The following is a 12876-nucleotide window of genomic DNA, read 5'->3' as shown; positions in this document are numbered from 1 at the left end:
CCGATGACCTCGCGGCCCGTCATCTCCGCCGGACTGCTGATGACCTGCGCGGTCCTCGCGGCCGCCCTCGCCATGGGGCTGCGCAACTCCTTCGGCCTGTTCCTGGCGCCGATGACGGAACAGAACCTCTGGACCGCCTCCGGCTTCTCCTTCGCCATCGCGCTGCAGGTGCTGATGAACGGCATCAGCCAGCCCCTCTGCGGCCAGCTCGCCGACCGTTTCGGCGGCCGCGCGGTGGTGATCGGCGGCGCGCTGCTCTATGCTGGCGGCATCCTCGGCATGGCGCTCGCCACCCATCTCGGCGTCTTCACGGTCTTCGCGGGCGTCATCATGGGCGTCGCGGTCTCCGCCGCCGGCATGCCCGTCATCATCTCCACCCTCACCCGCCTGCTGCCGGAAAACCAGCGCGGCCGCGCCGCCGGCCTCGGCACCGCCGGATCCTCCTTCGGCCAGTTCCTGGTCGTGCCGATGGCGGGCCTCGGCATCGCCACCATCGGCTGGCAGGCGACGATGATCGGCATGGCCGCGGTCGCGCTGCTGATGATCCCGCTCTCCTTCGTCCTGGCGGAGCCGCCGCGCACCAAGGTCGTCGCCGCCAGCGAGGAAAGCGCCACCGACGCCCTCAAGCGCGCCTTCCGCACGCCGAGCTTCTGGTTCCTCTTCTTCGGCTTCTTCGTCTGCGGGCTGCACATCTCCTTCCTCACCACCCACCTGCCCGGCTTCGTCCACACCTGCGGTCTGCCGGTCGCGGTCGGCGCCGGGGCCATCAGCCTGATCGGGCTGTTCAACATCGTGGGATCGCTCGGCGCCGGTGAACTCACGCAACGCTGGAAGCGGCGCGAATTGCTGGTGACGATCTACGCCCTGCGCGGCGTGCTGATGGCGACCTTCATGATGGTGGAAAAGACCACGACCACCGTCCTGATCTTCTCCGCCTTCATGGGCATCCTCTACCTCTCGACCGTGCCCCCCACCATCGCGCTCGTCGCCCGCAACTTCGGCACGCGCTGGCTCGCCACCATCTTCGGGCTGGTGTTCCTCGGCCACCAGATCGGCGGCTTCACCGGCGCCTGGCTGGGCGGCGTGGTGCTGGACCGCACCGGCAACTACGACGCCATGTGGTGGGCCGGCGTCGCCGCCTCCGCCTTCGCGGCCCTGATCCACCTGCCGGTGAAAGACCCGGCGCCGCAGGCCGTGGCGAAACCTGCGGCGGCGTGACCGGAGGGCTGCGCCGGTTGCCCGGGGAAGGGACGCCGTCCCTTCCCCGATACCCCAACCCTGCCAAGGGCCAGCGGGCCCTTGGGAACCCATGAATTGATCGGAAGGCAGGAGAGGGGCCCGGAGCGCGCTCATGTCCAGCGCGACCGCGGTGCCCCTCTCCTGACTTCCGATGAAACCTCGCGGTCCAGGGGGCCGCTGCCCCCTGGCGGGGTGAGGTGCGGAGAGGGGCAGCGCCCCTCTCTGCGTCCACCAACGCGCCGCCCCGTCACCGCCCCCGGGGGTGTGCCCTGCCAGCGCGGCGGGTTATCATGGGCCGGACGAGCGGGGAGCGGGGAGCGGGGCATGCGACGCTGGATGCTGGTGGTGGGTGTGGCCTTGGCCCTGGGTGGCAGTGCGGATGCCCAGCAGGGTGATCCGCCGCATGCCTGGGTGTTCGGGTCCTGGACCGGCGGTGTCTTCCCGCCGGGGGAGACGAGCGGTCCGCGCTGCACGGGCCAGCCCAGTGTCATCTTCACGCGTGATGTCGTGATGCGCGCCTCGGTCTTCGATGTCCCCTATCGCCAGCGGTTGATCGAGACGGTGGCGACCGGGCCGGATGCGCTGGAGTTCCGCCTGGTGCCGGTGCCGGCGCAGTCGGGGCCGCTGGGGGCGCGCCTGCCCACGGATATCGGCTTCGGCTGCCCGGGCGGGCCCAACAGCCTGCGGGTGGAGCGGCGCGGGCCGAATGAGATCGTGTTCCCGAATTGCGCCGAGTTCCCCTCTCCCCTACTGCGTTGCGTGGGGAATTGAGGGGCATGCGCATCGCGCTGATCCATGCGCTGCGGCATTCGCCGCCGCCGATCGAGGCAGCCTTCCGGGAGTTATGGCCGGAAGCGACGCTGATGAACCTGCTGGATGACAGCCTCTCGGCCGATCTGGCGCGGGATGGCGTGCTGACGCCCGCGATGACGGAGCGGTTCCGCACGCTCGGCCGCTATGCCGTCGGCACGGGCGCGCAGGGCATCCTGTTCTCCTGTTCCGCCTTCGGGCCGTGCATCGATGCCGTGGCCGCGGATGTCGCGCCGCTGCCCGTGCTGAAGCCGAACGAGGCCGCGATCGAGGAGGCGGTGGGGATCGGCCGCCGCATCGGTCTGCTGGCAACCTTCCCGGGCACCCTGGCTTCCATGCCGCCGGAGTTCCCGCCGGGGGTGGATCTGGTGCCCTGCCTGGCGCCCGGGGCGCTGGCGGCGCTGGATGCGGGCGACCTGGCGACGCATGACCGCCTGGCGGCGGAGGCGTCCCGCGCGCTCAAGGATTGCGACGTGGTGCTGCTCGGCCAGTTCAGCCTGGCGCGCGCGGCTGATCTGGTGGCGGAGGCGACGGGCCGGCCCGTGGTGACGACGCCGGGCAGTGCCGTGCGCAAGCTGCGCCAGGCGATGCTGGAGACGGCCTGATCGGTTTCAGCGTGGGCGGTGGGGCGGCGGTGGCGCGGCCTCGTCCGGGTTGCGGCCTTCGCGCCGCGCTTCCTCCCGCTTCGCCTGGTTCTGCATGATCCCGGCATCAAGGGTGCGGGCGAAGGCGGCCATGGCGTCCAGCCTTTCCTGCTGCTCGGACCGCGGCGCCAGCGGCGCGGTCTGCTCTGCGGTGCCGGGCGCCCAGGGGGAGGCTTCGCCGCCGCCGGCAAAGGCGGGCGCGTGTTCCGGCTTCCAGGGGGCGAGGGTGGCGTCGGGGTCCGTGGCGTCTTCCGCCGGAGGGGGATCGTCCGCGATCTCCGGCAGCGGCCCCGGATCGTGCCCGCCGGCGTAGCGGACCAGCGCCTCGATCCGCCGTTCGATGGGCGGGTGGGTGGCGAACCAGCCGACATTGCGGCTCAGCGCCCGGTCATGCAGGAACAGCGCGCGGACCTGTTCGGCGACCTCCGGCAATTGCGGCCGCTGCGCGACCTTGCGGAGCGCGCTGATCATCGCATCCGCGTCCTGCGTCATCTCCACCGCCCCGGTATCGGCCAGGTATTCGCGGTTCCGCGACAGCGCCATGCGCAGCACGATCGCCAGCACATGCGCCATCACCGCGATGACGATGGCGACGAGGATGAGGACGACGACGACACCCGCGCCGCCGCTGTTGCCGCTGCGGCTGGAGGAGGAGGAGGAGGATGACCGCCCGCCGCCGCCCAGCCGCACATGCCGCATCGCCTTCAGGATGTTCCAGACGCCATCGGTGACAAGGGTGATGACGCCGCAGAAGACGGTTGCGATGACGCCGATCCGCGCATCGCCGTTGCGGATATGCGCGAGTTCATGGGCGAGCACGGCGGAAAGCTCCCGGTCGTCCAGCGCGTCCATCAGTCCGCGCGTGACGGCGACCATGGATCGGTCGGGCGTCAGCCCCGCGGCGAAGGCGTTGCGGGCGGGGCTTTCGATGACGGAAAGCCGCGGCAGCGTCATGCCGCGGGCGATGCAGAGTTCCTCCGCCAGGCGCCACAGGCGTGGTTCGTCGCGCGGGTCGGCCACCCGCTTCGCGCCGCTGGCGATTTCCAGGATGCGGAGGTTGGCCTTCCAGGCGATGGCGAACCAGATCGCGGCGACGACCAGGGCCAATGGGATGATGGTCGGCAGCAGCCGCCAGGCCTGGGCGAAGCCCTTGGCGACGGTCGGCGCGTCCCAGGCCACCAGGAACAGCGCGATGGCATAGCCCATGGCGACCAGCAGGAAGGGGAAGCCGGCCAGCAGCAGGATGGACCGCAGCGCGGTGTTCCATCCATGGGTGCGAAGGCCGGTGGCCTGCATCGGGGCTAGAACTTCACCGTGGGCGCGGTGTTGACGGCCGCGCGTTCATTCTCCGCCAGTTCGAAGAAGCCGCGGGGCGTGAAGCCCAGGCTGCCCGCGAAGAACACGGCCGGGATGGACTGGATGGCGCTGTTGAATTCCGCCACCGCGCTGTTGAAGAAGCGCCGCGCGGCGGCGATCTTGCCCTCCACCGCCGACAACTCCCCCTGCAGGGACAGGAAGTTCGTATTGGCCTTGAGGTCGGGATAGGCTTCCGACAGCGCAAACAGCCGCCCCAGCGCACCGGAAAGCTGGCCCTCCGCGGCAGAGGCCGCTTCGGGGCCGTTGGCGGAAACGGCGGCATTGCGCGCCTGCACCACGGCGTCGAGCGTGCCGCGTTCATGCGCCGCATAGCCCTTCACCGTCTCCACCAGATTGGGGATCAGGTCATGCCGCTGCTTGAGCTGGACCTCGATATCCGCCCAGGCCTGGCCGGTGGACTGACGCAGCGCCACCAGGCGGTTGTAGACGACGACCAGCCACAGCAGCAGCAGGACGACGATCCCGAGAATCACCCATTCCATCGCGAGGCTCCCCTGAGTTGCGGGAGCCTAGCGCGCGACGGTTTGACAAGGAATTCACGCGGGGCGTGACTTCGTGTCGCCGTGCTTCACGCGGCGCGGGACCGGACCGCGTTTCACGCGGCGCGGGACCGGACCGCGTTTCACGCGGCGCGGGCTGAGAGGATCGCATGCGCCCGGCGGAAGGCGTCCGCCATGTTCGGGCCCGGCATCGCGCCGCTGAACAGCAGGTGCCGCTCCATGAGGAAGGAGGGCACGCCATCGAGGCCCGCGCGCCGCGCCGCCATGTCCTCCGCCAGGACCTCCTGCGCGCCCTCGTCGGAAGCCAGCATGGCGGCCACGCCATCGAGGCCCGCTTCCGCCGCGACCGCCGCCAGCACGGCATGGTCGCCGATGTCGCGGCCTTCGTTGAAATAGGCGCGGAACAGCGCCTCCACCACCGCATCCTGCCGGTCGGCCTGCTCGGCGAAGCGGATCACCCGATGCGCGGCGACGGTATTGGGGGTGCGGATCATGCGGTCGAAGCGGAAATCGAGGCCCACGACCTTCCCCGCCTCCACCAGCCGCGCATCCATCTGGCGGCTGCGCTCCAGCGATCCGAACTTGGCCGTGCGATAGGCCGCGCGCTCCACCCCCTCCACAGGCATGTCGGGGTTGAGCTGATAGGGGCGCCAGCGGACCGCGAAATGCAGGCCCTGCTCGCCGAGTTCGGCCAGCGCGGCTTCCATGTTGCGCTTGCCGATCCAGCACCAGGGGCAGATGGCGTCGGAGATGACGTCAATGGTCCCGGACGGCGCGGGGGCCAGGGCGACAGGCGCGTCGGTGGCAGCGGCGGGGCCGCAGCCATCGGGGGTGCAGACCTCGGGGGCTTGCTCGGTCATGGCGGCGGGTTCCTACAGGTTGGCGAGGCGGCCTGGCACCTGGGCCAGCACCTCCAGCCCCGCATTGGCGAAGGCAAGGCGGATATGGCGATCCTGCCCCGGTCCGAAGAAGGGGCCGGGCAGGCCCATCAGCCCCTGCTCCGCCGCCAGTTTCTCGGCGGAGGCCAGCGCATCGGGCGCGCCCTCGGGCAGGCGGAGATAGGCGAAATAGGTGCCGATGGCATCCAGCCGCCAGCCCGGCAGCTGCGACACGCCATCGCGGAAGGCGCGCGCCCGGTCCGCCATCAGCGCGCGGTTGCCGTCCCGCCAGTCGCGCAGCGCGGGGATGGCCCAGCTCAGCGCCGTCTGCGCCGGCCGCGGCGGGCAGATCTGGAAGGTGTCGAGTGCCTTGTCGAGTTCCGCCCGGAAGGCCGGCCCGCAGGCGATGGCGCCCAGCCGGTGCCCCGGGATGCAGTAGGATTTGGAGAAGCTGTAGAGGTGGACCAGCACATCGCCCCAGTCCGGGTCCTGGAACAGCGCGTGGGGCGGCGACTGGTCCGGGCGGAGGAAATCCCGGTAGGTCTCGTCCAGCACCAGCATCGCGCCACGGCGGCGGCAGAGATCGGCGAAGGCCCGGATGACCTCCGGCGGATAGACGGCGCCGGTCGGGTTGTTGGGGCTGACCAGCACCACCGCCTTGATGGTGGCGGCCTTCATGATGAGGTCGGCCATCGCGACGCTGGGCACGAAGCCGTCCTCCGCCCGCGTGGGCAGCGGCACGGCGCGCACGCCCTGCATGGTCAGCGCCATCTCATGGTTGAAATACCAGGGGGTGGGAATCAGCACGCCCTCCCCCTCCGCCGCCAGCACGGCCATGGTCATGGCGAAGGCCAGGTTGCAGCCGGCGGTGATGGCGACATCCGCCCCCGTGATCGGCGCGCCGTAGAAGCGGGCCATATCCTCGGCCAGCGCCTCGCGCAGCGCCGTGTCGCCGGCGATGGGGCCGTAGCCCGCGCAGGCCGCGCTGCCCGCGGCCTCGCCGAGCTTCGCCAGCAGTTCGGGCGGCGGCGGGTAGCCCGGCACCGCCTGCGTCAGGTCCAGCGCCGGCCCGGCCTGTCCGGCATAGCGCGCGGCCCAGGCGCGGGCGGCGGGAATCGGGGGGGCGGCGGTCGCGCGGATGCGGGCGGAAAGGCTCATGCGGGGACGGTGGCGCCGGGCGGGGCAAGCGGCAAGCCATCCTCGATCAACGGCCGCCCCGTCACCTGGCGCCAATGGTGCCACAGCAGCCGCGCGGCGAGCCCCCGCCAGGGCTGCCAGCGCAGCGCGTAGGCCGCCAGCGCCTTGGGTTTCGGCCGTTCCGCCAGCCCCTTCAGATGCACCACGCTGGCCGCCAGCGCGATGTCGCCACTGGGAAAGATGTCGCGCCGGTCATGGGCGAACAGCAGATGCACCTCCGCCGTCCAGCGTCCCAGGCCGCGGATGGCGGAGAGGTGCGCGACCGCCTCCTCATCCCCCATCCCGCCCAGTTCATCGATCCGCAGCGTGCCGTCCCGGATGGCCGTGGCGAGGGACCGCGCATGTGCCGCCTTGGGCCGGGACAGGCCGGCCACGCCGCAGAGCGTCGCATCATCCAGCGCCAGCAGCCCCGCGGGGTCCAGCGCGCCGGGGATGGCGGAAAGCCGCCCCCAGATGGCCCCCGCCGCCTGGTTGGAGATCTGCTGCCCGCAGATGGTCCGCAGCAGGCCCGCGAAACCCGCCGGGCGGGACCGCCAGGGCAGCGGCCCGGCCGTCTGCTCGATCCGCGCCATGTCCGGGTCGATCACCGCCAGGGCGGCAAGCCCGTCCCGCGCCCAATCCGGCGGATGGGGGAAGAAGGGCGGCGGGGATGGGAGGGAGGGTGCCATCCCCGCCGCCACTACACGACGCCACCCCGGGGAGCGAGGGGGGTCGCCGCCGCGGGGGGAAGCCGGGGTTCCGCGGCGGGGGTGGCGCCTGATGCTTCGCATATGACCACACGAAGGTTACGGGCCGAGGGGGCCAAAGGTCAGGAAGTGCAACGCTTCGTTGCGCGCGCCGCCCCCGTCACATGCCGCAACATCCGCGCGCGGATGGCGCTTCGGCCTGGGCGCGCGCGCGCTATGTTACAGCCATGGACGCCACCGCACCGCATATCCTGATCGTCGATGATGACCGCGAGATCCGGGAGCTTCTGACGAAGTTCCTGGAGAAGCAGTCGCTCCGCGTCACCGCCGCGCGCGATGCGCGGGAAGCGCGGAAACTATGGCCGCTAGGCCGCTACCACCTGGTGGTGCTGGACCTGATGATGCCGGGGGAATCGGGCCTCGACCTGGCACGCTGGCTGCGCACCCAGTCGGAAGTGCCGATCGTGATGCTGACCGCGATGGGGGAGGAGACGGACCGCATCGTCGGCCTCGAACTCGGCGCGGACGACTATGTCGCGAAGCCCTTCAACCCGCGCGAATTGCTGGCCCGCATCCGCGCCGTGCTGCGCCGCGCGACGGCGGACAGCAGCACGGGCCCGTCCCAGGAACCGCCCGCCAAGGTCATCCGCTTCTCCGGCTGGGTGCTGGAACCCGCCCGCCGCCGCCTGCTGAACCCTCAGGGGGTGGAGGTGCCGCTGACCGGCGGCGAATACGAATTGCTGATGGTGCTGGTGGAACGCCCGAACCGCGTGCTGACGCGCGACATGCTGATGGACCTGCTGCGCGGTCGGCAGGCGGGGCCCTTCGACCGGGCGATCGATGTCGCCGTCTCCCGCCTCCGCCGCAAGCTGGAGGATGACGGGCGCAACCCGCAGGTCATCAAGACCGTCCGCGGCGGGGGCTATGTCCTGGCCTCGACCGTGGAGCGTGGCTGACAGTGTTCCGCTGGCTGCGCTGGTTGTGGCCCTGCAGCCTGGCGGGGCGCACGGCGGCCGTGCTGCTCTTCGGCCTGGTGGTGGTCCAGGTGGCGGGCCTGACCATCCATGCGCTGGACCGCGTGGACCTGCAGCGCCTGCAACAGGGGCGGGAGGTATCGCAGCGCGTCTTCAGCGTCTGGCGCAGCCTGCTGCAATTGCCGCCCGAACGCCGCGCCGGGATGCTGGCGGATCTCGAACTGCCGCCGGGGCTTCGGGCCTCCTATGATTACGAACCCGCCGCCCGTCACGGCTTCCCGCCCCCGCCCCCGCCGCTGATCCGACTGTTCCGGCTGGATTCGATGATGGGCGCGCCGCCGCGCTTCCGGCCGAGGGAGGTCATCGCCTCCTTCGACCCGCGGCCGGACGTGCTGACCGTCAGCTTCCGCTTCCCGGATTATGGCTGGCTGAACCTGAAGCTCGAATTCCCCCCGCCCCGCCCCTGGCATTCGGAGCACTTCCTCTTCGCCTTCGTGCTGATGACGCTGGCGGCGGGGCTGCTGACGCTCTGGGCCGTGCGGCGGCTGACGCGGCCGGTCCGGTCGCTCGCCGAGGCCGCGAATCGCCTCGGCCGGGACGTGAACGCGCCCCCCCTGCCGGAGGACGGGCCCTCCGAGGTCGCGACCGCCGCGCGCGCCTTCAACACCATGGCGGAACGCATCCGCCGCTATGTCGGCGACCGCACCCAGATGCTGGCCGCCATCGGCCATGACCTGAAGACGCCGATCACGCGCCTCAAGCTCCGCGCCGAATTCCTGGATGATGACGAGCAGCGCCGGAAGATGCTGGCGGACCTCGATGAGATGGAGGCGATGATCGCCGCCACCCTGGCCTTCGCGCGGGACGAATCGACCGGCGAGCCCTCGGTCCCCGTGGACCTCGCCTCCCTCTGCCGCACCGTGCTGGACGAGACGGCGGATGCGCGGCCCGATTTCGCCGATGCCATCACCTATGAAGGCCCTGAACACCTGACCGTCATGGCCCGGCCCGGCGCGCTGAAGCGGGCGCTGGCGAATCTGGTCGGCAATGCCGTGGCCTATGGCGGCGCGGCGCGGCTGACCCTGGTGCCACCGGCCACCGGCATGGTGCGGATCCTGGTGGAGGATGAGGGGCCGGGCGTGCCCGAATCGGAGTTGGAGAACGTCTTCCAGCCCTTCCGGCGCCTGGAGACCAGCCGGAACCGGGAGACCGGCGGCACCGGCCTCGGCCTGCCCATCGCGCGCAACATCCTGCGGGCACATGGCGGCGATGTCGTGCTCAAGAACCGCCAGCGGGGCGGGTTGCAGGCGCTGGCGACCCTGCCGGTCTGAGCCGCTTCAGGGACCGAACAACCTCAGCGCGACCTCGCCCGCCGCCATGCTGGCGGTCAGGCCGATCAGCGACCAGCGCATCGCCTCCCGCCAGGCGGGTTCCCGCACCGCGGGGCGCGCCAGGCGGCGGCCGCGCGGCGGCAGGGGGATGCGAAGATCGGCCGGGACAGCGCCGGCCGACAGGCGGGGGTCTAGGGCGATGGTGCTCATGCGAGTATGTGAACATAAAGGGAACATAACCGCAAGCCCGGTGTTGGTGTTCTGTTCCCCCACCGTCGCCAGCCCCGCCACGGGTTCTCGCAGGACCGGGCCGGCATCCCTGTCGCGCGCCATCATCGACCCACCCTGCGAGTCGCGCCGAATCCCATGCCTGGCAGGCGGACCGATCCACCCTTGCATCCGGCGTCGCCGCGGAATCCTGCGGTGGGATCGTTACGCGGTTGTGTCCGCGCCTCGCCATCGGGTAGCGGGCGGCATGCGCCCTGCCTGGACCGCGGCCCCGCCACCGCCATGCGGGCACCCCGGAACCGCCATCCGGGAAAGCTCTTGTCCTGGCGTCGCCGGCACCGGAACATGGCCGGGAGGAAGGAGCGCCTGATGTCCGTACCCCCTGGGTCCCCCCTGTTCCGCCGCCTGCTGGTCCTGCGCCTGGCCAGCCTGGGTGGCGCGGCGGCCTTGCCAGGCGTTGCGATGGCGCAGGGCGCCAAATCCGGCGGCGGCGGCAACCCCAATCCCGGTGGCAGCCCCGGCGGCAGCGGCAAGGGCGGCGGCGCCAGCCCCCCGCCCGCCCGCAGCGGCCTGACGGATAGCGACCCCGGCGACGAACCCGGCAATGGCCGCACCGGCAGCCGGCCCAATACCGGCGCCTCCGACAGCGACCCCAGCGACCCGCCCGGCCAGGGCCGCGGCGGCAGCCGGCCCAATGCCGGCACCTCCGACAGCGACCCCAGCGACCCGCCCGGCCAGGGCCGTGGCGGCAACCGCCAGGGCAGCACCGGGGTCACGGACGCCGACCCGAACGACCCGCCCAATGGCGGCCGCCAGCCCCGCACCGGCGTGACGGACAGCGACCCCTCCGATGCCGTCAATGGCGGACGCGGCGGGGGGAATCGCCCCGGCCAGAAGGGCGCCAGCGGGCCTACCGATACCGACCCGAACGACCCACCCGGGCGTGGCCGGGGCGGTAGTCGGCCGCCGGCCTCCGGCGTGTCGGACAGCGACCCGTCGGACCCGCCCGGCCGCGGCCGGGGAACGACAAGGGAGCCGCTTCAGAAGCGGACGTGACAACCGGCCCGGCCCCGCCGGGGCCGGGGCCCGTCACGCCGAACGCATGACATGTCGCCCTGCGGCGCGGGGCACGAAGTTGAAACCTTCGTGCGCCCGGTATCAGACCCAGATCATCGCCAGGCGCCGTGCCTCCGCCAGCGCGGCCTCCGGTCCCTCCAGCGCCAGTTCGGACAGCCCCGTCGCCATCCGGTCGCGGAATTCCTGCGGCCAGTTGCAGAATGGGATGTCGCCTTCGAATCCGCGCTTCGCATCCAGCTTGAAGGGCCACAGCGACGGGTCGGCGAAGGCGTCGGCCGGGCGTTCCAGCACCCGCGCCGCCTTGGGCACGAAGGCCACCACGTTGAAGCCATGCGTCAGGAAGTGGCCGCGGGTCAGGTCGAAGCCCGCCGCCAGCAGCGCGTACATCAGCGCGCCCAGGTTCCAGCCCGGATTGACCTTCCCCGCCGTGATGCGGGATCGCAGCGGCGGCACCACCACCGCCAGCCAGCCATCATCCCTGAGGTGGCGGCGGCAGCGATCCAGGAACAGCCCGGGATTGCGCGCATTCTGCAGCACATGCGACGCCCAGATGCCGTCCAGCGGCGCCGCCGGTTCATACTGCTCATAGGGCAGGTTCAGCGCGCGCATGCCGCGCGGCTCCAGGATCGGCGCCAGGCGGTCGGGCCAGAAGCGGCCATCGATCAGCGCCTCCACATGCTTGCCCAGCAGCGCCATCACCAGGGTCGACCCGCCGCGATAGCAGCCGAGGTCGAGCACCCGCGGCCCCGCCAGCCCGGCGAAGACCTTCAGGACGTCCAGCGTCTCCCGCCCCGTGCGGAAGCCCGGCAGCAGCAGGGCATCGACGGGATCGACCATCGGCACCGCCGGGGCGGCGGGTGCCGGCCGGGGGGAAGCGGCCGCCGCCTCGCCCTCCGCCTCATCCGCGCCTTCCTCCCGGTCCGGGGTTTCCTCCACGCCGGGCGCCATGGTGCCGGCGGAGAGGATGGCGATGCCTTCCTCCGTCGTTTCGGTCAGGCCGAACCCCTGCCATAGGCCCGTCACGACATCCTTGAGCGCCGGCGTCACATCCCGCGTCTTGCGGTGGATCGCCATCCAATGGACATGCGGCAGGCCGGTCTGCGCCACCAGGCGCCGCAGCGGGCGATCGGGATCGTCGAATTTATGCGGCCAGAGGCCGGTGGCGATGATCGGCGCATGCAGGTCATAGAGCCCGTCCAGCCCCTGCGCGACCAGCCAGGCGTGGTAGAGGGCGAATTCGAAGAACTCCCCCCGTGTCTCGAACAGCGTGGCCAGGTTCTCGCCGCGCCGGTCCAGTTCCTCCAGCAGCGAGAGGACCTGCGCCGTCACCAGCGGATAGGGGGTGGTGACATTGGCGGCATCGGCGGGCCAGGCTTCCTCCGCCACCCCGAAATAGCGCAGGCAGGCCTCGGGCACCGACCAGCGTCGCCGCGCCGGCACGATCAGCCGGCCTTCCGGCGTCCGGTACACCGCCTTGCCCGCGGGGCGGATCAGGTGGTTCTTGCTGTCGATGCAGACGGCCAGGGGCGACCGCACCAGGCGGCAGGCCGCCAGCTTCAGCGCCTGCTGGCGCCGCCAGCCGCGGCGGGATTTCGTGATGCCCGGCAGCAGGTCATCCGCCCGCACCGCCTGGACCTTCTCCGCCAGCGCGCCGTAGAGGGGTAGGATCTCGGCCTCGAAGCGCTGGTCGAAGGCGGTGCTGTCATTGTCGTTGTTGACGACGATGATGCGGCCGATGTCGTCGGCCACGTGGTAGCGGGCGAAGCTGCGGGCCTGCAGGCGCAGCAGCGGCAGGTCGCCGAGGAAGCTCACCACGACATAGTCGATCGGGACGTCGCCCAAGGGATCGACCACGGGATCGCCGGTGGGGGGGAGGATGTCGGCAGGGGTGCTCATGCACCCTTGATCCTCCAACCGCCCCCCTCCGCGCAAGCG

Annotated in this window: 13 protein-coding genes; 6 read left to right on the top strand and 7 right to left on the bottom strand. The window is 71.5% G+C overall.

The window, feature by feature from the left end:
• Window positions 1-3 precede the first annotated feature (3 nt).
• From BM041_RS22085 to BM041_RS22075, 3 genes are all read left to right on the top strand, one after another.
• The gene (locus BM041_RS22085; protein WP_092962067.1) at window positions 4-1218 is read left to right on the top strand and encodes an MFS transporter; all 1215 of its coding nucleotides are present in this window, start codon (window positions 4-6) and stop codon (window positions 1216-1218) included.
• Between the two features lie 345 nt (window positions 1219-1563).
• A complete protein-coding gene (locus BM041_RS22080; RefSeq protein ID WP_092962066.1) occupies window positions 1564-2010 on the top strand; it encodes a hypothetical protein in 447 nt (148 codons plus the stop codon).
• Window positions 2011-2015: 5 nt separating this feature from the next.
• The gene (locus tag BM041_RS22075; protein WP_092962065.1) at window positions 2016-2654 is read left to right on the top strand and encodes an aspartate/glutamate racemase family protein; all 639 of its coding nucleotides are present in this window, start codon (window positions 2016-2018) and stop codon (window positions 2652-2654) included.
• 6 nt (window positions 2655-2660) lie between these two features.
• Here BM041_RS22075 and BM041_RS22070 read toward each other — a convergent pair whose 3' ends face one another.
• The 5 genes from BM041_RS22070 to BM041_RS31925 form a co-directional block, all read right to left on the bottom strand.
• A complete protein-coding gene (locus BM041_RS22070; protein ID WP_092962064.1) occupies window positions 2661-3989 on the bottom strand; it encodes a M48 family metalloprotease in 1329 nt (442 codons plus the stop codon).
• Window positions 3990-3994: 5 nt separating this feature from the next.
• A complete protein-coding gene (locus BM041_RS22065) occupies window positions 3995-4552 on the bottom strand; it encodes a LemA family protein (RefSeq protein ID WP_092962063.1) in 558 nt (185 codons plus the stop codon).
• A 140-nt stretch (window positions 4553-4692) separates the two neighbouring features.
• Complete coding sequence (locus BM041_RS22060; RefSeq protein WP_092962062.1) at window positions 4693-5430, bottom strand: DsbA family oxidoreductase; 738 nt, start codon at window positions 5428-5430, stop codon at window positions 4693-4695.
• Between the two features lie 12 nt (window positions 5431-5442).
• Entirely contained in the window at window positions 5443-6606 is a 1164-nt protein-coding gene (locus BM041_RS22055) for an aminotransferase (RefSeq protein WP_092962061.1), read from the bottom strand.
• Window positions 6603-7313, bottom strand: a complete 711-nt coding sequence (locus BM041_RS31925) for a DNA-3-methyladenine glycosylase family protein (protein WP_092962060.1) — start codon at window positions 7311-7313, stop codon at window positions 6603-6605. Before BM041_RS31925 ends, BM041_RS22055 begins: the two co-directional genes overlap by 4 nt.
• 245 nt (window positions 7314-7558) lie before the next feature.
• Here BM041_RS31925 and BM041_RS22045 point away from each other — a divergent pair, with 245 nt between their 5' ends.
• Together BM041_RS22045 and BM041_RS22040 are read left to right on the top strand one after the other, a co-directional pair.
• On the top strand, window positions 7559-8287 hold the full coding sequence (locus tag BM041_RS22045) for a response regulator (RefSeq protein ID WP_092962100.1): 729 nt from the start codon (window positions 7559-7561) through the stop codon (window positions 8285-8287).
• Window positions 8288-8289: 2 nt separating this feature from the next.
• On the top strand, window positions 8290-9636 hold the full coding sequence (locus tag BM041_RS22040) for an ATP-binding protein (RefSeq protein ID WP_342713814.1): 1347 nt from the start codon (window positions 8290-8292) through the stop codon (window positions 9634-9636).
• Between the two features lie 6 nt (window positions 9637-9642).
• Here BM041_RS22040 and BM041_RS22035 read toward each other — a convergent pair whose 3' ends face one another.
• On the bottom strand, window positions 9643-9846 hold the full coding sequence (locus BM041_RS22035) for a hypothetical protein (RefSeq protein ID WP_092962058.1): 204 nt from the start codon (window positions 9844-9846) through the stop codon (window positions 9643-9645).
• 387 nt (window positions 9847-10233) lie between these two features.
• Here BM041_RS22035 and BM041_RS30740 point away from each other — a divergent pair, with 387 nt between their 5' ends.
• A complete protein-coding gene (locus BM041_RS30740; RefSeq protein WP_175534082.1) occupies window positions 10234-10920 on the top strand; it encodes a hypothetical protein in 687 nt (228 codons plus the stop codon).
• Between the two features lie 102 nt (window positions 10921-11022).
• Here BM041_RS30740 and BM041_RS22025 read toward each other — a convergent pair whose 3' ends face one another.
• Entirely contained in the window at window positions 11023-12837 is a 1815-nt protein-coding gene (locus BM041_RS22025; RefSeq protein ID WP_092962057.1) for a methyltransferase domain-containing protein, read from the bottom strand.
• Between the last annotated feature and the right edge of the window lie 39 nt (window positions 12838-12876).

This window comes from Falsiroseomonas stagni DSM 19981, assembly GCF_900114315.1.
GTDB lineage: Bacteria > Pseudomonadota > Alphaproteobacteria > Acetobacterales > Acetobacteraceae > Falsiroseomonas > Falsiroseomonas stagni.
The sequence above is the reverse complement of the archived record's forward strand: the minus strand, read 5'-3'. Positions and strand labels throughout refer to the sequence as shown.